Raw genomic sequence first — 22,236 nt, forward strand, 5'->3', positions numbered from 1 at the left:
AGCCCTTTCATCCGGCGCGCTGGCGTGCGTGGACGTAGCGCTGGGAGAACAATATCCCACGCCGACGGGGCCCGAACGCAGCCTCGGACGGAGCCGGTCACTTCTTGTTGCGCGACGGCGAGCCGGCCAGCGTCAGACTGGCGAGGGTGTTGTTGGTTTTCGCCCGCGCGAGCGGCTTGCCCTGGTAGTCCTTGCGCCTCTTCAGTTCGGCCTTGAGTTCTTTCGCGGCGGCCTTGCGGCGCTGCGCGGTCTGCTTGCGGTAGCGCTTCATGTCCCGCTTCGTCGGGACGAGTTCGGCGGCGAGGCCCGCGACCGCGTCGCGCTTGCTCCAGAGCAGGGTCGCGGTCGCGACGAGGATCAGAAGGACGACGACGCGGCCTCGTGCTGGGCGGATCTCGGTGGTCATGCGTGACTCTTCTCGTGTAGCCGGAATGTTCGGTTTTCAGCCTGTGCGAATCTGCTGGCCGGGGCAAGGGTCCCGGGCGGACTAGCAGGCTGTGCTAATCAACGGGTGTTGAATAGTGGTACCGGTCGAACGGCCGGACGAATTCAAAGGAGTCATCACCATGGCACGCGTCAGCGGAAAAGTCGCCCTCATCAGCGGTGGAGCACGGGGAATGGGCGCGGCGCACGCGCGCCGTCTCGTCGAGGAGGGCGCACGGGTGGTCATCGGCGACCTGCTCGACGAGGTCGGCGAAGCGACCGCCGCCGAGATCGGCGAGAGCGCACGCTACGTGCACCTCGACGTCACGAAGCCCGAGGACTGGGCGGCGGCGGTGGCCGTCGCGGTCTCCGAATTCGGCGGCCTCGACATCCTCGTCAACAACGCGGGAATCGCGAACTTCGCATCGATCGAGGACTACACGCTCGAGCAGTGGAACCTCATCATCGCGATCAACCTCACCGGCACGTTCAACGGCGTCAAGGCCGCGATCCCCGCGCTCAAGGAGTCGGGTGCCGGTTCGATCATCAACATCTCGTCGACCGCCGGGCTCAAGGGCGTCGCGGCCCTTCCCGGGTATACGGCCGCCAAGTTCGCGGTGCGCGGGCTTACCAAAGAGATCGCGATCGACCTCGGCAAGTACAACATCCGTGCCAACTCGATCCACCCGGGCAACATCCGCACCCCCATGACCGACGGGCTCGACGTCGACCAGAGCTCGGTGCCGCTCGCGCGCATGGGCGAGGTCTCGGAGCTGTCGAACCTGGTGCTGTTCCTCGCCAGTGACGAGTCGAGCTTCTCCACGGGCGCCGAGTTCGTCGCCGACGGCGGAGAGACCGCGGGAATCGTCCCTTCCGCGGCCTAGTCCTGCGCTGTGTAGTCCCGCTCTGTCTCGACCTGGGCCGACTAGTCCTGAACGGGCTCGTCGGCAGCCGGGACCGCGCGCGAGTGCCACAGGCTCGCCGCGGTCTCGGCGACGTCGAGCACGAGCGGCAGCGCCCCGGCGAGCATCGACGCGGCCGGCAGCGAGCTCGCGGCGTGACGGCCGAGCGCGCCCGCGCCCAAGGCCCGCCAGGTCGCGACGATCACGGCGGAGGCCCCGGGCGACGCGGTGAAGCCCTCCACGTAGTCGGCGGCCCGGGTCACGCGCTCGGTGGCGTCCACGTCGAGCACCGTCGGTGCCGGCGTGCGGTTCAGGGCCGCGTCGAGCGCGGCGGCGATGCTCGCGTCCTCGTCGGCGAGTCGCGCGGTCCGACGCTGTCGCTCTGGCTGCTCGTCCGGTTCGAGAAGCCAGACGACGGATGCCGCGGCCTCCAGCGCGTCCCGCAGAGCGGCGAACGCGGGCTCGGTGTAGCCGTGCACCGCCGTCAGGTGTTCGCTCGTCGCCCGCAGAGAGGCGCGGGCGATCGCCGCCGCCGGGGAACCGTCGTCGGCGAGAACGGACCCGGCTTCGACGTCGTAGAACGTCGTCTGGCTCAGCGACGCGAGAAACTCGACGCGGTCGGCGATCTCGGCGGCGGTGTCGCCGGCGGCCGCGGCCGCGCGATCAGCGTCCGCCACCGCCGCCACCTCCCCCGCCACCGCCGGCGAATCCGCCGCCACCGGTGCCGCCGAAGCCACTGCTGAATCCGCTGCCACCGCCGCCCCCGCTCGTCCACGACGATGAGGTGGACGCGGGTACGTACGAAGCGTCCCGCGAGATGCCGCCGAGCGCGTTCGTGAGAGCGAGCGCCGTGAACCCGTTGCGCCCGGTGAACCAGTCGACCTCGGTGTTCTGTGCCGCGACCTTGATCTCGAGTTCCTTGCTCCACTCGTCTTCGACGCCCCAGATGACGGCGAACGGCAGCAGCTTCTCGTAGAGCTTGATGATCTGCGTGGTGTCGCCGACGTCGACGCGCTCGGCGCCGTCGGGACTCTGCAGCATCCGGAAGCGTTCCTGTTCGGCGAGCTTCAGATAGACCTGCATGCCGAGGAGGTAGTCGCGCTGCTCGGCACCGGCGACGGTGAGCAGTCCACGACGCTGCGCCATCAGCGACGAGACGACGATGGAAGCGATCGCGACGGCCATGGAGACGAACGGCCAGGGCGAGAGCGACAGGGCGGCAACGGTTCCGATGATGTTGACCAGCGCCACGACCACGAAAACGACTCCGAGCGCGGCGGGCAGGCAGCCGCCCGGACGCCACTTCTCGCGCAGCCCCGTCGTGGTGACCGCGGTTTTGGCCGCCGCGGAGACTGCGGCGACCGCCGCGCCCAGCACTGCGTCGTTCGGCGCGAGTTCGCGCACCTCACCCGGGGTCTTCTCCGTGCCGAAGAGCGCGGTGAGGAGCTGCGATTCGATCTCGTCCGCGCCGTCCGTCGTCAGAAACTGCAGCGAGTACTCGGCACCGCTCGCCGTCACCGGGTAGTCGACGATGCGGATGTTCTTACGCACCGCGAGACTGACGAGCTGGGCGGGCACCGCGGTCGTCGGCTTGTCGACGAGGTGCGCGGCGACCATCACGTTGAGGTCTTTCGGGACCGAGTACTGCGGGATGATCGTGCCGCGGCCTCGTGCACCGTCGCCGCGACGCACCCGACCGGCGATCGCGATGCCCATCAGGGTGAGCGCGCCGACGATCGTGAGTGCCGCGACGATCGGAGACCAGATCGGGGGTGCGGTGTCGATCGACGGGGGAAGCGGCTGCGTCTTCTCCCCCGGCACGAAGGTGGACGCGGCGAAGCCGACGACCAGGGTCATCGTCTGGTTCGCGGCGAGGTCGGTGGCGCTGGCCGTATAGACGGCCGCCCCGGCGGAATCGCTCGACTGGTCGAGGGCGCAGGTGTCGGTCGCGTTAGTGGCGCCGACGAAGCACGCCGTCTCGCCCGTGAGCGCGGTCGCGATCGCGGGGTCGACGGTGAGCGTTGCCGAGACGGTGCCGAACGGCTGGGCGAAGCCGGTGCCGTTGACGTCCCAGTAGAACTCGTCGTCGTCGGTGTCCTCGAAGTAGCCGACCACGTGCCGCTGGGTGTAGCTGATCACGTAGGTCTGCTCGCCGTAGACGAAGTCGTCGGTGCCGAGGGCCAGCTCGACGAAGTCGTTCGCGACGGTCTCGGTGTAGGGCACGGCGTCGCCGTTCTCGTCGACGACCGACTGCACGCTCGTCTCGAGGTTCACCCTCTGGTTGTAGACCGGGATGGCGCGGATGATGCCGCGGTTCTGGTCGTACTCGGGGAACTCGGCCACGATCGTCTCGACCACGGCGAGCTGCGAGGTGCCGTCGGCAGCCTGGGAGAGCGTGTAGTCGGCGTCGAACAGCGAGAACTCGAAGTCGGAGGTGTCGTAGTCGGCGAACGCGGGGGCGGCCGTGGCTGCCGCTCCGGCCGAGAGGAGACCGACCGTGGCGAGGGTGAGCAGGACTCGAAGACGGGATCGCATGCGTGCGAGCCTAGCCGCCGACGATGAAGCCGACGGTGAAGCCGACGGTGAATGAGGCGCCGGACCGGAGCCTAGACGGCCTCGTACGCGCGGCGCAGCCAGTCGAGGAGCTCGTCGTCGAGCTGGGCCGGGTCGGTGATGCGCACCCGGTGGGTGACCATGCTGTTCCACGATCCCGCGGCCTCGATGCGGTGGGTCGGCTCGGCACCTTTGAGCTTGATTCCGACGTCGAGGCGGTCGGCGGTCACCGCGACGATCGCGAACTTGGCGCGGCCCTTCGTCAGCCCGATGTAGCTGTTCGTCGGTGCGAGGGCGACCGGCCCAAACTCCCCCGCGGAGCTCACCAGGCGGTCGAACGTCGCACGCCAGTGTGACTTCGCGCCGGTGAAGTGCGCGGCGACCGGGTCGTCGCTCTTGTCGGCAGCACGGGTGGGCTTGAGCGTCGCGACGATCGCCATGGCGTGGCCGCGGCCGAGTTCGTAGTCGGCCGCGAGCCAGGCGACGATTTCGCCGGTCTTCACGCCGTCGGCGAGCAGCCCCTTGGCCTCGGCCGCCGCACGGAAGTCGGCGGGGTCCATTCCGGTCTGCTTCTTGACGGTGTCGAGGTAGGCCTGAAAACTCATGGGGACATTATGACCAGTCGGGTGCCGCCGGGCGCACGTTGTGGTTCTGGTCGAACAGGTTGCCCGGGTCGTAGCCGGCCTTGACCTCACGGAGTCGGCGGAGCGTCTCGGGCGGGTACATGAGGGTGGTCGCCTCGTCGCTCGCCAGAGCGGAGAAGTTGCCGTACAGCCCCTGCACGTGCGGCAGCAGCGTGGCCCACTCCGCGTTGTACGCGGCGACCGCCTCGTCGGGTGCATCGGGTGGGAAGAACGCCGCCGAGATGACGAGCACCTCGCTGTCGCGGTAGGCGAGCGCGGTGGCGTCCGGCTCGACCCGGTTGAACGCGCCGCGCAGGTACCGGATCATTAGCACCGAACCGGCCAGGTTCTCGAAGACCCGGGCGAGCGCGGCGACAGCGTCGTCGTCGAAGTCCGCGGCGAAGCCGTTGTTGTTCGCGACGCGGATCCCCTCGGGCGGGTGCGGTGGTTCGCCGAGCACGTCGGCGTACGACATACGCTCGACGCTGCTGCCGGTGACCCCGTCGATCGCGAGCAGCGGGGCGATCGCGGCCGTGGCTGCCGCGTCATCCGTGCCGGCGTAGCAGACGAGCACCTGCGCGCCGGCGGGCATGTCGCCCATGGCCGGCATGGCCAAGAATGTCGAGTTCAGCTCCTCGGGTGCCGCGCGCATCACGTCGCGCCAGGCGCGCAGCAGCCCGCCGATCGAGTTGTGCTCGACCGGGATCGCGCCGAAGTGCACGCCCTCCAGCGGGTGCGCGCGGAAGATGAAGCTTGTGACGACCCCGAAGTTGCCGCCGCCGCCCCGCAGTGCCCAGAACAGGTCGGCGTGGTCGGTGGCGTTGGCGGTGAGGATGTCGCCGTTCGACGTCACCACCTCCGCCTCGACGAGGCTGTCGATCGCGAGCCCGAACTGCCGCACGAGCCAGCCGATTCCGCCGCCGAGCGTGAGACCGCCGACCCCGACCGACGCGGTGTCGCCGGAGGTCAGGGCGAGGTCGTAGCTGCGCAGTGTCTCTGCGACGGCACCCCAGCGCGCTCCACCGCCGATGCGCACGAGGTCGTCGTCGAGCACCTCGACCTCGGCGAGCCGGGACAGGTCGATCACCAGCCCGCCGTCGTTCGTGCTGTGTCCGCTGCCGCTGTGCCCGCCGCTGCGCACCGAGAGCACGAGGCCGTTGTCGCGCGCGAAGGCGACCGCGGCGGCCGTCTCGTGCGCCGACCGGGGCTGTACGACCACGGCGGGATGGCCGGTGCGGGTCCAGGTCTCGCTCGCCCGGTCGTACTCCGCGTCGCCCGCGCGGTAGGCCGGGACGGGCAGGAGCTGGTCGATATCGATCGTGCTCATGGTTCTCCCTCCGCGTTTCGCTCACATTGTTCTCCGGCCCGCCGACACGGGCAACCGGGTCGCGCGGATGCGGCAGAATCGTGAGATGAGTTCGTCCGCCTCGCAACCCGGGTCCGTCGTCGCCGTCAGCCGGTCGGCCAGCCACTCGTTCAGCAAGCCCGCCGCCGAGGCGATCACCCTGATCGAGAACTGGGGCGTCGAGGGCGACGCGCACGCCGGCGTGACGGCGCAGCACCTGTACGTGGTGAAGAAGGACCCGACCCGGGCGAACCTCACCCAGGTGCACCTCATCCAGGAGGAGCTGTTCGCCGAGCTGGCCGACCGGTTCACCGTCGGCCCCGGCGAACTGGGCGAGAACGTGACGACGCGCGGCGTCGACCTGCTGACGCTGCCGCTCGGGACCCGCCTCCACCTCGGTACCACCGCCGTCGTCGAGGTGACGGGGCTCCGCAGTCCGTGTTCGCAGATCAACGCGTACCAGGGCGGACTGATGAAGGCACTCGTCGCGAAGGACGACGACGGCTGCGTCATCCGGAAGTCGGGAATCATGGGGATCGTCGTCGCCGGCGGGGTCGTGGCACCCGGCGACGGGCTGCGCGTCGAACTGCCCGCCGGCGAGCACATAGCGCTCGGTGTCGTTTAGGCGCAGAGTGGGCGTATGAGCCCTGAGGAAGCGGCCGCCCTGTTGGGGGTCTCCGTCGACGCGACGCCGGCGGAGGTCGAGCGAGCGTACCGACGACGGGCGCGTACCGTGCACCCCGACCGGCTGGTCGGCGCGTCCGACGGCCAGATCACCTCCGCGGCGGGCGAGTTCGCCCGATTGACCAGAGCGCACGAGTCGATGCTGCGCCACCTCGCCGACCGCCCCGTCGAGGCGATCCTCGAGCCTGAGTACGGCTCCCGCCCCGCGCCACCACGCTGGGTGATCCTCGGCTGGCTCGGCGTCATCCTCGTCGCCGGTGTGATCTCGTTCTACGGCGGGGTCTTCCCGTATTCCACCGCCGACGTCGTGCTGCGACTGCTGCCGCTCGCCGCCGTCGCTACGGCCTACGCCCTGACCTCGAAGCCCGTGTTCTACGCGGCCACCCTCGCCCTGCTCGCGGTCAGCGTGCTGGTCACGCTCGCGCTCGCGACGTTCGGCTCGCTCATCGCCCTCGGCCTGCTGGTGCTGCCGGTCGTCGGACTGCTCGTGCTCGGTCGTCGCGCGCGGATGTGAGATCTGACGCCGGCCGCGCGTAGGCTTGATCGATGGCTTCGCGAGACAACTTCCTCCCCCGCGGCCGGGCGAGCCTCGAGGTCCTGCGCGCCGAGGCGAACCAGGAGCTCGAGACGATCGTCGAGGAGCGGCTGCTGAGCGGCGAAGACCCGTGGGCGTTTATGGAAGAACTGCCGACGGTCGACGAACTCGTCGTCTACCTGCTGCGCGCGGACGCGATCAACGCGAACGACGGACGCCAGCCTTCCGCGACGCGCGAGTACCGCGTGCTCCGCCAGATCGCGCTCGAGCACCCCGGCCTGACCAAGACCGTGTGGCGGCTGCTCGGCGACAACGGGCCGCTCGCCCGGCAGTACTGGTAGCCGCGCCGCCGCCCGCCGGTCCGCGCGTCAGTGTCGGCGCACCGTGGGAGCATTGACGCATGCCGTCTGAGCTCGCTCCCCTGGTCGACGTGCGCGACATGGTGCGACTGGTCGGGCAGAGCGCGTTCCAGCGCGGCCGAGAGTACGCCCGCGACGGCGCCGTCTCCGAGATCGACTGGGACGACGAGAGCGGCCTGCTGAGCAGCACCGTGCGCGGTTCGGCCGAGAACCCCTACCGCTGCCACATCGAACTCGCCCCGGCGCGCGACGGCTACCACCGCCCGGTCAGCGGCAACTGCTCCTGCCCGCTGATGGCGAACTGCAAGCACGTGGCCGCCACCTTGGTCGAGTGCAACACCATCCACCTGCGCGAACCGGCGAGATCGTCGACCAAGGCCAGCGAGGGCCTGCAGCGTGGCAGCGACCTAGCGAAGACAAACACTCAGACCCGGGATGCCGCGGCGCCGCCGCCGCCCGACTGGAAGACCGTGCTCGGCGCCCTGACCGAGCCGCCCGTAGCGACGGTGCTCGAAGCGCTCAAGAGCGACGTCGAGACCCCGCTCGCGCTGCAGTTCGAACTGCGGGAACAGACGCCGCGCACCCGCGACCGTTGGCGCGGTCCGACCGCCACCGCCGCCACCAGTTGGCAGGACGGGGTCGAGTACCGCCTGGGTGTACGGCCGGCGGTGCTGAGCGGCGCCGGCAACTGGGTGCGCGGCAACGTCACCTGGAACTCGCTCGGTTACCAGAGCAACCGGCTCGCGCTGAACCCCGTCCACCAGCGCTGGTTCGCGCAGTTCGCCGCGCTCTACCGGGCGACCACGCGCGACGTGTACACCGGCCAGGACACCGACTGGATCTACCTCGACGAGTTCCACTCCACACTGCTCTGGCAGCTGCTCGACGAAGCCCGGAGGCTCGGGGTCGAGCTGATCGGGGCCAAGAAGGACGCGGTGGTGACGGTCGGTTCCGCGGCCACCGTCAGCCTCGATGCGGCGCGGGACGCGGCATCCGGCGATCTTTCTCTCGCCCCGGTGCTCGTCATCGACGGCCAGCCGCTGTCGGCTTCGTCGGCCGGCGCCATCGGCGGCCACGGGGTGTACTCGGCCGGCTTCGCGCCGACGACGTTCACGCTCGCCCCCACCGCCGCGCCGCTCACCGACGAGCAGCGGCGCCTGCTCGGGCGCGAGGCGACGGTCGCCATCCCCGCGGCCGACGTCGACGAGTTCCTCGGCGAGTACTTCGCCACGCTGCGCCGGGGTGTATCGATCACGAGCCTGGACGCCTCCGTCGACCTGCCGCAGGTGCTGCCGCCCATCCTCGTGCTGTCGGCGAAGTTCGGCCGCAACCAGTCGCTCGCGCTCGCCTGGGAGTGGGAGTACCAGGCCGGCCCGAAGGTCCGGCGCATCCCGCTCGGGCCCTCGCGCGACGATTCGCGCGACCTCGCCGTCGAGTCCGCCATCCTCGGCCGGGTCGAGGCGCTGCTCGCGGCGCCACCCGCGACCGTGTTGCTCGCCCCGCAGAAGCTGCAGGGGCTCGAGGCCGCCGAGTTCTGCGCCGACGTGCTGCCACTGCTCGAGGCCGTCGAGGGCCTGCGCGTCGACACGACCGGCAAGCGGCCCGACTACCGCGAGCTCACCGAGGTGCCGACGCTGGTCGTGACGACGGTAGAGACCGACAAGCGCGACTGGTTCGACCTCGGCGTCATCGTCACGATCGAGGGTCGCAAGGTGCCGTTCGGCCCGCTCTTCGCTGCCCTGTCGAAGGGGCTGAAGAAACTGATGCTCGTCGACAACTCCTACCTCTCGCTCGAGCAGCCCGTGTTCGACGAACTGCGGGTTCTGCTCGCCGAGGCCTCCGCCCTCGCCGAGTGGGAGCCCGACGCCCCGAAGATCAGCCGCTACCAGGCCAGCCTCTGGGCCGACTTCGAGGACCTCGCCGACGAGACGGAGCAGGCCGTCTCCTGGCGCGCTACCGCCGCGGGGCTCATGGCCGTGGACGGGGTCGAGGCGACTCCCCCGCCCGCCGGCCTCCACGCCACCCTGCGTCCGTACCAGCAGGACGGCTTCGATTGGCTCGCGTTCCTGTGGACACACGGCCTCGGCGGCGTGCTCGCCGACGACATGGGACTCGGCAAGACACTGCAGACGCTCGCGCTGGTGCAGCACGCGAGGTCGGTCGCCGAACCTGCCGAAGCGCCCGGTCGACAGGCCCAGATGCCGTTCCTCGTCGTCGCCCCCACCTCGGTCGTCTCCAACTGGGTGACCGAGGCCCAGCGTTTCACCCCCGGTCTCGTGGTGCGCGGCATCACCGCCACCAATTCGAAGAGCCGGGTGTCGCTCGCCGCGCAGGCCGCGGGCGCCGACATCGTCGTCACCTCGTACGCGCTGTTCCGGCTCGACTTCGACCGCTACCAAGAACTCGGCTGGGCCGGACTGGTGCTCGACGAGGCGCAGTTCGTCAAGAACCCCGCGTCGAAGGCTCATCAGGCCGCGGTCGACCTCGCGGCTCCGTTCAAGCTCGCGATCACCGGCACGCCGATGGAGAACAGCCTCGTCGACCTGTGGTCGCTCTTCCAGATCGTGGCGCCAGGCCTGTTCCCGTCACACCGCCGGTTCACCGACGACTACATCAAGCCGATTACCTCGAGCGCCGCGAACGAGTCGGAGCGTGCGGCCGAACTGCTGGCCCAGTTGCGGCGCCGCATCCGCCCGCTCATGATGCGCCGCACGAAAGACCTCGTCGCCACCGAGCTGCCCGCCAAGCAGGAGCAGGTGCTGACCATCGATCTGGCCCCGCGGCACCGCGCGCTCTACGACACCTTCCTGCAGAAGGAGCGCCAGAAACTGCTCGGTCTCATCGACGACATGGACAAGAACCGGTTCATCGTCTTCCGGTCGCTCACCCTGCTGCGCATGCTCAGCCTCGATGCCTCCCTCGTCGATGACATGTACAGCGACATCCCGTCGTCGAAACTCGACGCGCTCTTCGAACAGCTCGACGACGTCGTGGCCGAGGGGCACCGCGCCCTCGTCTTCAGCCAGTTCACCAGCTTTCTCAAGAAGACCGCGGCCCGCCTCGACGCTCAAGGCATCGCTTACGAGTACCTCGACGGCGCGACACTCAAGCGCGCCGACGTCATCGCGCGGTTCAAGCAGGGCGATGCGCCGCTGTTCCTGATCAGCCTCAAGGCGGGCGGCTTCGGCCTCAACCTCACCGAGGCCGACTATGTCTTTATGCTCGACCCGTGGTGGAATCCCGCGTCGGAGGCGCAGGCGATCGACCGCACCCACCGCATCGGCCAGACCAAAAACGTGATGGTCTACCGCATGGTGGCGAGGGGCACGATCGAGGAGAAGGTCATGGCCCTCAAGGAGCAGAAGTCGCGGCTGTTCGACGCCGTGATGGACGACGACGCGGTCTTCAGCTCGGCGCTGACCGCCGACGACATCCGGGGATTGCTCGAGAGCTAGCGGGTACCCTTGATCGGGTGAACCACAACTACCGCGATGCCCCCGTCGACACGAAGTCCGCAGAATCCCTCGCCACGCAGAACCTGACCCTGGCGACGGTCGATACGACGGATGCCGCGGCATTCGGTTCCTGGCTGCAGGCGGAGTCGCGCGGCTTCCACGACGGCACCGTCGACGACGAGATGATCGCCGCATGGGTCGAGGGTCTCGCCTACCGCCGCACCACGGGTGTCTTCGACGGGACCACGACGGATACCGCGGCCCCCGTCGCCACTGTCAGCTCGTGGATCGCTCCCCTCACCGTGCCCGGGCGACGCACCGTCGACGCGTGGGCGATCAGCGCCGTCACCGTCGCGCCCACCCACCGTCGCCGCGGCGTCGCCCGCGACCTGCTCGAGTCCGAGCTGCGCACCGCGGCCGCGCTCGGCGTGCCGCTGGCCACCCTGACCGTCTCCGAGGCCACGATCTACGGCCGCTTCGGCTTCGCCCCGTCGGTGATGGCCGCCGACTGGACGATCAACACCCGCCGCGCGACCTGGACCGGTACCGTGCCGCACGGCCGCGTGCAGTTCATCAGCATCGATGAGTTCCTCGAGCAGGGACCCGCGATCCTCGAGGCCGCGCGCCTCGCCTCCCCCGGCCAAGTCGAGCCGTGGCCGCTGCTCTGGAAGCGCATCGCCGGCCGCGTGCCCGGCGACAAGGACGCGTCGAAGAACATCCGCGTCGTGCGCTACGACGATGTCGCCGGCGACCCGCAGGGCTTCGCGGTCTACCGCATGATCGAGAACACGGGCGAGATGTTCGGGTTCACGCTCGACGTGCTGTTCCAGACCTCGACGACAGACGACGCCTACGCGGGCCTCTGGCGCTTCCTGGTCGAGATGGACCTCACCACCGAGATCACCGCCAAACTGCGAGCGGTCGACGAGGCGTTCTCCTGGCAGGTCTCCGACTTCCGCTCCGCCCGCAAAACGACGCAGCGAGACCACCTCTGGACGCGCATCATCGACGTGAAGGCCGCGCTCGAGGCCCGCGACTACAGCGCCCACGGCACCATCGTGCTCGAGGTCGCCGACCCGCTCGGATTCGCCGAGGGCCGCTACCTGCTGACGATCGCCGACGACGGCGCGGCCACCGTAGACCTGCTCCTCGGCGATGTGCCGGATGACGCGGCGCACGTCGCGCTGAGCGTCAACGCCCTCAGCGCGATCTACCTCGGCGGCGTCTCCGCGGTCACGCTCACGCGCGCCGGCCGCATCACCGAGGTGCGCGAGGGGTCGTCGAGCGCGCTCGACGCGTCATTCCGCTCAGCGGTGACGCCGTGGTTGAGCATCTGGTTCTAGAGCTTTTCTGTCGCGGCTCTCTGAGGGTGGCCGGCAGACAGACCCGGTCGGGGAGGGGTCAGTCGACCCGCATGAACCACGGCGGGTAGACCGCGACACGGGTGCTGAAACCGGAGCCCTTCACGATCGCCTTGACGGCGTCGCGGGCCTTGTCGTTGGCGACGCCGATGAGCGAGACCAGCTCGAACGGGAACTCGTCCTTGACGAGGTACTCGGCGGCGAGGATCTGTACCGACTCCTCGTCGGCGCGGAGCTTGCGCAGCACGCGGTCGCCGGCCTCACGGGTCGTGGCGAAGCGGGTGAGGGTGTGGGCGGCGTCGCCGTCGGTGACGACGACCGCTGCCTCGCGCTCTGCCTCCTCGGCATCGTGGGCGTCGACGACGCTCTTCACCGAGCTGACCAGGATGACGTAGTCGGATGCCACGGCCTCTCGGGTCGCCGCAGACAATCGCGGGTCGGCGACTCGCTCGCGCACGCTCACCCAGACGCTCGACGTGGGGCTGAGGAAGAACGGTACGTAGCTCGCGACCGAGGCGTCGTTTTCGTCGGAGACGACGATGGTGCGGCGCGATTCGCGGGTCTCGTCGGAGGAGATGTCGACCGTCGGGCGCTTCTCCCAGGCATCGCTCGCGTCGGCAAGCAGGCGGCCGGAGCTGAGGATGTCGGCGAGGTTGCTGACGTGCGTGACGTGGTAGATGCGCTGGTCGCCGACCTCGACGGGAGGGTTGCGCAGCGACGACGCTGTGGCCGGCTTGCGCGGTGCCGTCAGCGACGACGCCCGCGGCCGGGTCACTCGGGTCTTCGCCACAGCGACGGGAATTTCCGGCGCCGCCTTGGGGAAGCAGGCGTCACACAGCCCATAATCGAGCCCGTGGATGCATTCCTCGCCCAAGTCAAAACCTTTCATCAGCGTGGATCTGTCCACCTATCTACGTTACGCGGGTTTCGAGCGACACGCGCACCCGCGCGATGTCGGCGGGCGACCTAAGCTGGCTCAATGAGCACTTCCGCACCCGCCGACCGCGCCCAGTACATCCCCGACGCCGGATCGGTGCTGATGTTCAGCACGACGTGGTGCGGCTACTGCAAGAACCTCAAGTCGCAGCTCGACAAGGCCGGCGTCGCCTACACCGAGGTCAACATCGAAGAGGTCGAGGGCACCGCCGAACTGGTGGCCTCGGTCAACGGGGGCAACCAGACGGTGCCCACCCTCGTCTTCCCCGACGGCAGCACCGCGACCAACCCGTCGCTCGCCGACGTGCAGGCGCGCCTGGGCTAGCAGCGGGACCCGGCACTCGTCCTGGTCATCCGGCGAGGGGGCGCGCCCTCGCGGAAGCGGGCCTCGGCGTGAACGAGAAGCCCGTGGGGGCGAGACGCGGCCAGTCCGCGCCATCCACTCGCTCGATCTCTCTCCAGTCGCCGCTGAGCGGATCCATCCGGATGAAGGCCCCGAGCAGTTCGGCGGTCGCACGCGCGTCCGCGGATGCCCGGTGCTCGCGATCGAGGACGATCCCCATCGCCGCCGCGGTCTCGGCCAGTGATCGACCGGCGTCCGGCAGATAGCGTCGCGCGAGCTGCATCGTGCACAGGGTGGGCTGTGGCACGCGCGTCCGAACCCCGAGCCGTTCGAGTTCGACCGCGAGAAAACGGGTCTCGACGGCCGCGTTATGTGCCACGATGACCCGTCCGGCCAGCAGTTCCAGCAGTTCCGGCGCGATCTGGGCGAAGGTCGGTGCGAGCATCGCGTCGCTCGTGCGGATGCCGTGGCCGGAGGTGGTGCCGAGATCACCGCCGGGGTTGACGAGGGTGTCCCATTCGCCGGTCGCCCGCCCCGCGGCATCCGCGTGCACCACGGCGACTTCGATCACACGGTCGTGCTCGCCGGGTAACGGACCGGTCGTGACGAGGTCGATAACGGCGTAGCCCCGCACGCGTCCCCCATCGCTCCTGCACGCTCCCCGTCGGCGCACCGTAGCAGCGAGGATATGTCACGGCGCAACGGTGGGTGTATCCCCCGTCCGGGGCTGCGTCGCCACCCCATCGGCCGCCGCCGCTGTGTCGCGGGCGGCGGTGTCGCACGCCTCCCGTAGCCTCGGAACCTCGCCCCATCAGGATCAGGACCGCCAGTGACCCAGCAGTACCGCCGCCGCACCCGGCGCACCCGTCTCACCCCGCTCACGACGCTCATCGTCGTCGCCGCTGTCGCGGGAGCCCTGCTCTACACGGCCAGTCAGCAGACGGATGCCGCGCCCGACGCCGCCCCGACGACACAGGCCGCTCCGGCCGCGACGGGCGTCCCTGCCGCGACGGGCTCGTGGGCCGACAGTGCCGCGGTCCTGGCCACGCTGCCGATCAAGGGGCGCGCGCCGAAGACCGGGTACGACCGCGAGGGCCAGTTCGGCACGGCCTGGGTCGACGTGGACCGCAACGGGTGCGACACCCGCAATGACGTGCTCGCCCGCGACCTCACCGCCACCACGCTCAGCGGCCCGTGCCGCGTTCTGACCGGTTCGTTGCTCGACCCGTACACCGGCACGACGATCGCGTTCGTGCGGGGCAACGACACATCGTCACTCGTGCAGATCGACCACGTCGTCGCCCTGCTCAACGCGTGGGAGTCGGGCGCCCAGCAGCTCAGCCCCGAGCGGCGGGTCGAACTGGCGAACGACCCCCTCAACCTGCTGGCGGTCGACGGCCCGACGAACAGCTCGAAGGGTGCGGGCGATGCCGCCACGTGGTTGCCGCCCGACACGGCATTCCGCTGCGAGTACGTGGCCCGGCAGATCGCGGTCAAGGCCGCCTATGCGCTCTGGGTGACCCAGGCGGAGCACGATGCCATGACGCGTGTTCTCGGCGGCTGTTCGTAGTCGCGAGCAATTGTCGCGCAACCATTGGCAGGGGAAGCTACGAGTCGTAACCTGAACGCATGACGACGATGTCTTACCCGCACCACGAGCACGCCGTGCGGTCGCACGCCCAGGCCACCGGGGCCCGCCGGATGTTCGGGCTGCTGCGGCTGGCGGCTGCAGCAGCGGTCGCCGTGGCCCTCAGCGCACAGATCACCGACCTCGTGGTGAACGACGCTCTGGTTCCCGAGAACTATTTCAGCTACTTCACGGTGCAGTCGAGTCTGATCAATATCGTGGTGCTGGCCACCGGCGGCGTCCTCGCCCTGCGCTGGCGCGACGACCCCGAGCGGTTCACCGCGGTGCGGATGACGACGGTCGCGTTCGCGGTCCTCACCGCCGCCGTCTACAACGTGTTGCTGCGCGGGATTCCGCCCGAGGGCTACGTGGGGCCGCAGTGGCCCGGCGAAGTGATGCACGTCGCGATTCCCGTCGTGATCGTGCTCGACTGGCTCCTCTCGCCCGGCAGGCCGGCGTTGCACTGGGACCGGGTCTGGCTCGCGCTCGTCTACCCGTTCGTGTGGCTCGCCTTCACCCTGGTGCGCGGCGTCGTCACCGGGTGGTACCCCTACCCGTTCCTCAACCCCGACGGGCCCGACGGCCCGGTGAGCGTGATCGTCTACGTGGCGGTGCTATTCGCGCTCATCCTCGCGGTGGCGGCCGTCGCCGTGGGCATCAGCCGTCTCGGCGGCAGGCACACGCCTCGGTGACCGCAGTCAGTCCTGCGTCCGCAACTCGTTCTGCACCATGAGCGCGAGTCCGCGCAGCAGCGCCGCGTCGGCTTCGGAGAAGGTGCGCGGGTTGGGGTCGAACACGCTGAGTGTTCCGACTCGCACACCGTTCGGCGCTTCGATCGGGTAGCCCGCGTAGAACCGCAGATACGGTTCCGCGACCACCATCGGGTTGTCGGCGAACCGCGGGTCGGCCGCGGCGTTCTCGATGGCGAAGTGTTCGCGGCGCTGGATAGTGATGTCGCAGAGCGAACTGAACCGGGGCATCTCCGACATGTCGACGCCGAGACGCGACTTGAACCAGTGCCTGTTCTGGTCGACGAAGGTGATCGCTGCAGACGTGGTTCCGAGGAGGTCGCGGGCAGTGAGCGTGATGCGGTCGAACCGTTCCTCCGGAGCCGTGTCGAGAATCTGCAGCGCGTCGAGCGTGCTCTGCCGGGCGAGTTCGTCGAGCGGGCCCATCGACTCCGTGTCGGCATCTGCCGTGGGGATGCCGATCCGTGCCGCGATCGGCGCCGAGATGAGTTCCGCCCAGCGGGAGTAGGTCGACGAGCTGCGGAAGCGGTCGGTGTCGAGCGCGGGCGGCGGTTCGAACGGCAGGAACGAGACCCGCTCCCGCCCATCCGTCTCGACCTCCAACTCGGAATTGAGGAGCCGCGCGTGCCGTCCGGCGAGCGTCGTGATGGCCGCAGGGTATTTCTGCAGGGCGGGAAGCGGAGGGATTCCGACCGCGTAGATCTGCTGTTCCGAATGCCCGAGGATACGCAGCCGGTCGAACACTCGCCCGAGGTTTTCCCGCCAGTGCGAGACGGATATGAATCCGAGGGCTTCGATGAGCCCGACGTTGACGATGACGACGTCGTAGCGGGCCAGCGGCAGCCGCTCGAGTTCGCCGATCATCGTCGCGGCGGTCATCTCCCGGTCGACCACGATGTCCATGTCCACCGCGCGTCCGGAGACGGTGGAGAGCTGGCGGGCGAGGTGGCCCGCCAGCGCGAGTTCGTGTGACAGTACCCCGAACCCGATCGCCGCGCCGCTGCCGATGAGAAGGATGCGCGCCGGATTGGTGCCGGCGGTGTGCACGACGGCTGCGCCGGGTGGTTGGGGAATGGCGGACCGCTCGAGAGCCGTCGACGACAACCAGAGTCGCACTCCTGGTCGCGCCAGAGTTCTCACGATTCCGTCGAGCATTCGGGCTTCCTGATCGACGAAGGAGCTGACGATGGCACGGACGTGTGCCTGAGCATCAGTGTACGTCCAGGAGAGGCCGCTTTACGTCGACGGGTGTCGGAGATCGTCATCGGCAACCGCGGAGCCGGTCGGGCATTCGCGCGCCAGTGCTTCCGCGGTCGCCGGCACGATCAGCGCCGCCCACTCGCGGTAGGTCTCGGTGCTGCGGTAGCGACGCCGGTCGCGGCCGGGTTCCGGCGCGAACGGCACGAAGGTGACCAGGTCGCGCGACCCGCACACCTCGCTCACCACCGAGTTCAACACGGCCGCGTGCCGGTCGACCAACCATTCGACCGAAGGCGGAACCGACGAAATCGACCGCAGCGGCGGGATGCCGACGACGATGATCCGCAGCTTGGGGGCGCGGGGCGACGCGAGGTAGTCGAGAACGCCGGCGCAGGCGCGCCGCACCTGTTCCGCCGATGCGAGCCCCAGCGCCTCGTTGACCCCGACGGTGAGCACGATTGCGTCGTACGGGTCCAGGTGCGCGTCGGGGAGCAGTGCCGCCGCCGACCCCCAGGTCATCGAACCGTCGGCGAGCACCGAGACGTGTGCGGGCCGTCCGTTCGCGACGGTGAGCTGCCGGCCGAGATGACCCGCCAAAGACAGGTCGTGGGTGAGCACGCCGTAGCCGACGGCAGCGCCGTTACCCACCAGAAGCAATCGGTCGGCGTCGTGCTCTGGTTGCGGCGCGCCCGGCCCGTCGGGTCGGGGCAACCACGGCGCCGACATCTCGGCCGACGCGAGCCACACGCGCACGAACGGGCGTCCGAGCGCGTTGACGATCCGGTGCGCGATCGCATCGCGCACCCGTCCGTCGCTTCGGCCCCGCATAATCGCCCCCTGGTCTCCCTAGAACCCTATTGAGTAGATCGCGGTGTGGGCATCCCGTCTCCGGGGTACACGAAAGGCCGCCGGTTCAGACGGGGGTGAGCGAACCGGCGGCCGGGCCGGAGGGCGCTCTGCACAGGAGGCCGTCCGGAGGGTGTTCCGTACGTGGCATCCGCGGGGGACGGATGGCCATGAATAGATAGTGCGGCGGATCCCCATGAGTCAGCCCTGCGGAGGCTGGGAAATCGATGCGAGTCCTACGACGACGCAGCGATGGCCGCCTCGATGGTGCGCGCGTCCGCTCCCGTGATCCGGCGGACATCGTCGGTCACCCGCGAGACTTCGCCGTCGGCGATGGCCGTGTACGTGCTGACCCAGGCGTCCATCTGCCACGGTTCCGCGCCGTAGTGGGCGCGCGACTCGCGGGCCTCCTCCACCGTCTCCGGCTGGTAGGTCAGTGCGCGGCCGAGCGCCGCACCCGCGCGCGCGGCGACCTCGTGCAGCGTGAGCGATTCCGGCCCGGTGAGCTCGTAGATCTGATTTTCGTGCGCGGCCGGGTCGCGGAGGATCGCGACCACGACGTCGGCGACGTCGGCCCGGGCGACCGCGGCGACGCTCCCCTCCCCCGCCGGTCCGCGGATCACGCCCGCGTCGTCGGCGAAGTACGGCAGCAGGTCGGAGTAGAAGTTGTCCCGAAGGATCGTGAAGGCGAGCCCCGATTCACGGATGGCGAGCTCGGCGTCGGCGTGGTCGCGACCGAGGGTGAAGACGGCCTCCGGGTCTGCCCCGAAGAACGACGTGTAGACGATGTGCTTCACGCCGGCGGCGGCCGCTGCGGCGATGAACGAGCGGTGCTGCGCCCGGCGGTCGACGGCCTCGGCGGCGGAGACCATGAACAGCAGGTCGACTCCGTCGAGAGCGGAGACGGCGGCCGCGGCATCCGAATATGACGCTTCGACGATCTCAGCGCCGTCGAGCGCCGGTGCCCGCGAGGCGTCACGAACGACGAGGCGCTGCGGCAGGGGCGCGAGGGAACGAGCGACGAGGCCGCCCACGTGGCCGGTGGAACCGGTGATGGCGATGGTGGTCATGCCCCGACGTTACCCGCGGAGCGCGGGATAGCCTGAGTGCATGTCGCTCCAGCCCCCGATTGCCCCCAAGGTCCCCCTCGAACGCGTGCACCATAACGACGTGGTCGTCGACAACTACGAGTGGTTGCGCGAGAAAGAGAACCCCGACGTCGTCGCGCACCTCGAGGAGGAGAACGCGTATACCGACGCGCAGACGGCCGGGCTCGCGGTGCTGCGCGAGAAACTGTTCGAGGAGATCAAGGGCCGCACCCGCGAAACCGACCTGAGTGTGCCGGTGCGCAACGGCGACTGGTGGTACTACACCCGCACGGTCGAGGGCCAGCAGTACGGCATCCACTGCCGCGCGCCGATCTCAGACCCTGCCGACTGGACTCCCCCGGCCCTCGAGACCCTGGCCGGCGAGCAGATCCTGCTCGACGACAATGTCGAAGCCGAGGGCCTGGACTTCTACTCGCTCGGCAGTTTCGACGTGAACGGCGACGGCACGCTGCTGCTCTACGCGGTCGACACCGAGGGCGACGAGCGCTACACACTCCGTATCCGCGACCTCGCCACCGGTCGGGATCTCGCCGACGTGGTCGAGGGGACCTCCGCCGGGGCCACCTTCGACGCCACCGGCGCGTTCGCCTTCTACACGACCGTCGACGATGCGTGGAGACCCGACACCGTCTGGCGCCACGCCGTCGGCACCGCGGCCTCCGCCGACGTCAGCGTCTTCCACGAACCCGACGAACGCTACTGGGTGGGCGTCGGTCTTATGCGCAGCCGCCGCTACCTCGAGATCGAACTCGGCTCCAAGATCACCAGCGAGGCGCTCATCCTCAGCGCCGACGACCCGACCGGCGAGTTCTCCGTCGTCTGGCCGCGCCGCGAGGGTGTCGAGTACTCGATCGAGCACGCGGTGATCGACGGTGCCGACCGTCTGCTCATCGTCCACAACGACGGTGCCGTCGATTTCGAGGTCGTGGATGTCGCGGCCGACGACCCCGCCGGCGACCGCCGCGCCCTGGTCCCCCACGAGCGCGACACGCGAATCGAGAGCATCGACGCGTTCGCCGGGCACCTCGTACTCGAGTACCGCCGTGACGCCCTGCCGCGCATCGCGGTCGCGCGCCTGGGCGAACCGCGGGTCGAATTCGCCGAAATCCCGTTCGCCGAGACGCTCTTCACCGTCGGCGCAGGCGGCAACCCCGACTGGAACCAGCCCGTCGTCCGTCTGCACTACGGCAGCTTCGTGACACCCGCCACCGTCAACGACTACGACGTCGCGACCGGAGAGCTGCGCCTGCTCAAGCAGCAGGAGGTGCTGGGCGGATACGACCCGTCGCTCTTCGTGCAGCGTCGCGAGTGGGCGACGGCCGACGACGGCACGCGCGTGCCGATCTCGCTGGTCTACCGCGGCGACCTCGTTTCCGCCGATGCGCCCGCCCCGACCGTGCTCTACGGCTACGGCTCCTACGAGACGTCGATCGACCCCTCGTTCACCATCTCGCGGTTGAGCCTCCTCGACCGCGGTGTCGTCTTCGCCGTGGCCCACGTGCGCGGCGGCGGCGAGCTCGGCCGCGACTGGTACGAGCAGGGCAAGACCCTCACCAAGACCAACACGTTCACCGACTTCGTCGCGAGCGCCCGCCACCTTGCCGCCATCGGCCTCACCACCCCGGAGATGCTCGTCGCCGAGGGCGGCAGCGCGGGCGGCCTGCTGATGGGCGCTGTCGCCAACCTCGCCCCGGAGGCGTTCGCCGGAATCCTCGCCGTCGTGCCGTTCGTCGACCCGCTCACCAGCATCCTCGACCCGTCCCTGCCGCTCACCGTCATCGAGTGGGACGAGTGGGGCAACCCGCTCGCCGACGCCGAGGTGTACCGCCTGATGAAGTCGTACTCGCCCTACGAGAACGTGCGCGAGGTCGAGTACCCGCGCATCCTCGCGGTCACCAGCATCAACGACACCCGCGTGCTCTACGTCGAGCCGGCGAAATGGGTGGCGCGGCTGCGTGAGGTCGGCGCCGACGTGCTGCTCAAGACCGAGATGAGCGCCGGCCACGGCGGCGTCAGCGGGCGCTACGAGGCCTGGCGCAAGCGCGCCTTCGAGCTCGCCTGGGTGCTCGATGTGCTGGGTCGGTGCGACCAGGGGTAGACCTCAGTCGGTCAGCGGCCGGTGCATCACGTGCAGGCCGACCAGACCGTGCTCGGGGTGCGCGAAGGCCTCCGGCACCGTCGTGAGGATGCGGAACCCGAGCGACTGCCAGAGCCCGACCGCCCGCGTGTTGGTCTCGACCACCGCGTTGAACTGCATGGCGCGGAACCCGTCGGCCCGCGCACGGTCGATCACGAAGCTGGCGAGGGCACGCCCGATTCCCCGACCGGCGGCGGATGGCGCGACCATAAAGCCCGCGTTCGCCACGTGTGACCCGGCCGCGGGCTGGTTCGGATGCATCTCCGCGGTGCCGAGCACGGTGCCGTCCCCGTCGCGCGCGACGAACACGCTGCCGCCCGGCTTTCCCGTCCACCAGGCCCGTGCGGCCTCTTCCGTGGTGTCGCCGGGCCAGCAGTAGGTCGCCCCCTCCGCCACGATGTCGCGGAGGAACGGCCAGATGGCGCTCCAGTCGTCGGGGGTGGCGTCGCTGATCTGCATGGTGAAAACGCTAGCGCAGCCCGGCGGAGCCTAGACGTCGTTCGCGCGGAAGCGGTTCTCGGGGTCGAGCGTGCGCAACATGCGTCCCATGATCCGGCCGAGGTCTGCGACGTCCGTCTCGGTGAGAGGCTCGATGACGTTCTCACGCACGGTGTCGACGTGTCCGGGAGCGGTCGCGACCACCTTGCGCCAACCCTCCTCGGTGAGGGTGGCGTTGGTCGCGCGACGGTCCTCGGCACACGGTGTGCGCTCGATGTAGTCGCGCTTCTCGAGCCGGGAGACGACGTGCGAAAGACGCGGGAGCGTGGAGTTGGTGGCGGAGGCGAGCGAGGTCATGCGGAGCGTGCGCTCGGGTGCCTCGGAGAGCATGGCCATCGTGAAGTACTCGAAGTGGGTGAGGTCGGCGTCACGCTGCAGCTGGGTGTCGAGCACGCCGGGGAGGATTTCGACGACGGCGACGAATTTCTTCCAGGCACTCAACTGCTCGGGGGTAAGCCAGTGGGTGTCTTCCATTCCCGGAGTTTACCGCCTTGGTTGACACTACAACTAAAGCCGCACCGGCCCTGTCGAGTAAGCGTTATCCGGCCGTA

At 69.5% G+C, this 22,236-nt stretch carries 22 protein-coding genes; 10 read left to right on the forward strand and 12 right to left on the reverse strand.

What is annotated here, in order from left to right; all coding sequences use genetic code 11:
* Positions 1-97 precede the first annotated feature (97 nt).
* Positions 98-406 carry a hypothetical protein gene (locus HD599_RS06975; RefSeq protein ID WP_184235161.1) on the reverse strand — a complete coding sequence of 103 codons (309 nt, stop codon included), beginning with the start codon at positions 404-406 and terminating at the stop codon, positions 98-100.
* A gap of 160 nt (positions 407-566) precedes the next feature.
* Between HD599_RS06975 and HD599_RS06980 the strand changes: the two genes are divergently transcribed.
* Complete coding sequence (locus tag HD599_RS06980) at positions 567-1,307, forward strand: SDR family oxidoreductase (RefSeq protein ID WP_184235163.1); 741 nt, start codon at positions 567-569, stop codon at positions 1,305-1,307.
* Between the two features lie 41 nt (positions 1,308-1,348).
* Here the strand turns inward: HD599_RS06980 and HD599_RS06985 are convergent, their stop codons facing one another.
* The 4 genes from HD599_RS06985 to HD599_RS07000 all read right to left on the reverse strand — a co-directional run bounded on the left by HD599_RS06985 (position 1,349) and on the right by HD599_RS07000 (position 5,828).
* Positions 1,349-2,002 (reverse strand): hypothetical protein, encoded by a 654-nt coding sequence (locus tag HD599_RS06985; RefSeq protein WP_184235166.1) that lies wholly within the window; start codon positions 2,000-2,002, stop codon positions 1,349-1,351.
* Positions 1,989-3,860 carry a DUF2207 family protein gene (locus HD599_RS06990; RefSeq protein ID WP_184235169.1) on the reverse strand — a complete coding sequence of 624 codons (1,872 nt, stop codon included), beginning with the start codon at positions 3,858-3,860 and terminating at the stop codon, positions 1,989-1,991. Before HD599_RS06990 ends, HD599_RS06985 begins: the two co-directional genes overlap by 14 nt.
* A 71-nt stretch (positions 3,861-3,931) precedes the next feature.
* Positions 3,932-4,483, reverse strand: a complete 552-nt coding sequence (locus HD599_RS06995; protein WP_184235172.1) for a DUF4287 domain-containing protein — start codon at positions 4,481-4,483, stop codon at positions 3,932-3,934.
* A 7-nt stretch (positions 4,484-4,490) separates the two neighbouring features.
* A complete protein-coding gene (locus HD599_RS07000) occupies positions 4,491-5,828 on the reverse strand; it encodes an FAD-binding oxidoreductase (RefSeq protein WP_184235175.1) in 1,338 nt (445 codons plus the stop codon).
* An 85-nt stretch (positions 5,829-5,913) separates the two neighbouring features.
* On the opposite strand from HD599_RS07000, the gene HD599_RS07005 reads away from it, so the two are divergent.
* The 5 genes from HD599_RS07005 to HD599_RS07025 are packed head-to-tail and all read left to right on the forward strand — an operon-like array spanning position 5,914 to position 12,222.
* A complete protein-coding gene (locus HD599_RS07005) occupies positions 5,914-6,471 on the forward strand; it encodes an MOSC domain-containing protein (protein ID WP_221420452.1) in 558 nt (185 codons plus the stop codon).
* A gap of 15 nt (positions 6,472-6,486) precedes the next feature.
* On the forward strand, positions 6,487-7,044 hold the full coding sequence (locus tag HD599_RS07010; protein ID WP_184235181.1) for a J domain-containing protein: 558 nt from the start codon (positions 6,487-6,489) through the stop codon (positions 7,042-7,044).
* Positions 7,045-7,076: 32 nt separating this feature from the next.
* Positions 7,077-7,406 (forward strand): tryptophan synthase subunit alpha, encoded by a 330-nt coding sequence (locus HD599_RS07015; protein WP_184235184.1) that lies wholly within the window; start codon positions 7,077-7,079, stop codon positions 7,404-7,406.
* 59 nt (positions 7,407-7,465) lie between these two features.
* Positions 7,466-10,879 (forward strand): DEAD/DEAH box helicase, encoded by a 3,414-nt coding sequence (locus tag HD599_RS07020; RefSeq protein ID WP_246376121.1) that lies wholly within the window; start codon positions 7,466-7,468, stop codon positions 10,877-10,879.
* A gap of 17 nt (positions 10,880-10,896) precedes the next feature.
* Positions 10,897-12,222 (forward strand): GNAT family N-acetyltransferase, encoded by a 1,326-nt coding sequence (locus HD599_RS07025; protein WP_184235187.1) that lies wholly within the window; start codon positions 10,897-10,899, stop codon positions 12,220-12,222.
* Positions 12,223-12,280: 58 nt separating this feature from the next.
* On the opposite strand, the gene HD599_RS07030 is transcribed toward HD599_RS07025, so the two are convergent.
* Positions 12,281-13,030: a DarT ssDNA thymidine ADP-ribosyltransferase family protein gene (locus HD599_RS07030; protein WP_184235190.1), complete on the reverse strand. Its 750-nt coding sequence runs from the start codon at positions 13,028-13,030 to the stop codon at positions 12,281-12,283.
* A 189-nt stretch (positions 13,031-13,219) separates the two neighbouring features.
* On the opposite strand from HD599_RS07030, the gene HD599_RS07035 reads away from it, so the two are divergent.
* A complete protein-coding gene (locus HD599_RS07035; RefSeq protein WP_184235193.1) occupies positions 13,220-13,501 on the forward strand; it encodes a mycoredoxin in 282 nt (93 codons plus the stop codon).
* A gap of 25 nt (positions 13,502-13,526) precedes the next feature.
* Here HD599_RS07035 and HD599_RS07040 read toward each other — a convergent pair whose 3' ends face one another.
* Positions 13,527-14,153 carry an exonuclease domain-containing protein gene (locus HD599_RS07040; RefSeq protein ID WP_184235196.1) on the reverse strand — a complete coding sequence of 209 codons (627 nt, stop codon included), beginning with the start codon at positions 14,151-14,153 and terminating at the stop codon, positions 13,527-13,529.
* A 195-nt stretch (positions 14,154-14,348) separates the two neighbouring features.
* On the opposite strand from HD599_RS07040, the gene HD599_RS07045 reads away from it, so the two are divergent.
* Positions 14,349-15,089: a GmrSD restriction endonuclease domain-containing protein gene (locus tag HD599_RS07045; RefSeq protein WP_184235199.1), complete on the forward strand. Its 741-nt coding sequence runs from the start codon at positions 14,349-14,351 to the stop codon at positions 15,087-15,089.
* Positions 15,090-15,148: 59 nt separating this feature from the next.
* Complete coding sequence (locus HD599_RS07050; RefSeq protein WP_184235202.1) at positions 15,149-15,838, forward strand: Pr6Pr family membrane protein; 690 nt, start codon at positions 15,149-15,151, stop codon at positions 15,836-15,838.
* A gap of 6 nt (positions 15,839-15,844) precedes the next feature.
* On the opposite strand, the gene HD599_RS07055 is transcribed toward HD599_RS07050, so the two are convergent.
* The 3 genes from HD599_RS07055 to HD599_RS07065 all read right to left on the reverse strand — a co-directional run bounded on the left by HD599_RS07055 (position 15,845) and on the right by HD599_RS07065 (position 19,011).
* Positions 15,845-17,050 carry a GAF domain-containing protein gene (locus HD599_RS07055; protein WP_184235205.1) on the reverse strand — a complete coding sequence of 402 codons (1,206 nt, stop codon included), beginning with the start codon at positions 17,048-17,050 and terminating at the stop codon, positions 15,845-15,847.
* Between the two features lie 81 nt (positions 17,051-17,131).
* Positions 17,132-17,899 carry an SGNH/GDSL hydrolase family protein gene (locus HD599_RS07060; protein WP_184235208.1) on the reverse strand — a complete coding sequence of 256 codons (768 nt, stop codon included), beginning with the start codon at positions 17,897-17,899 and terminating at the stop codon, positions 17,132-17,134.
* Between the two features lie 278 nt (positions 17,900-18,177).
* A complete protein-coding gene (locus HD599_RS07065) occupies positions 18,178-19,011 on the reverse strand; it encodes an NAD(P)H-binding protein (protein ID WP_184235212.1) in 834 nt (277 codons plus the stop codon).
* Positions 19,012-19,051: 40 nt separating this feature from the next.
* Here HD599_RS07065 and HD599_RS07070 point away from each other — a divergent pair, with 40 nt between their 5' ends.
* Entirely contained in the window at positions 19,052-21,148 is a 2,097-nt protein-coding gene (locus HD599_RS07070; protein WP_184235214.1) for a S9 family peptidase, read from the forward strand.
* Between the two features lie 3 nt (positions 21,149-21,151).
* Here the strand turns inward: HD599_RS07070 and HD599_RS07075 are convergent, their stop codons facing one another.
* Together HD599_RS07075 and HD599_RS07080 are read right to left on the reverse strand one after the other, a co-directional pair.
* Positions 21,152-21,646 carry a GNAT family N-acetyltransferase gene (locus HD599_RS07075; RefSeq protein ID WP_184235217.1) on the reverse strand — a complete coding sequence of 165 codons (495 nt, stop codon included), beginning with the start codon at positions 21,644-21,646 and terminating at the stop codon, positions 21,152-21,154.
* Between the two features lie 30 nt (positions 21,647-21,676).
* Positions 21,677-22,159, reverse strand: a complete 483-nt coding sequence (locus HD599_RS07080) for a MarR family winged helix-turn-helix transcriptional regulator (protein ID WP_184235220.1) — start codon at positions 22,157-22,159, stop codon at positions 21,677-21,679.
* Positions 22,160-22,236 lie beyond the last annotated feature (77 nt).

Origin of the sequence: Conyzicola lurida, from assembly GCF_014204935.1 — a bacterium.
GTDB lineage: Bacteria > Actinomycetota > Actinomycetes > Actinomycetales > Microbacteriaceae > Conyzicola > Conyzicola lurida.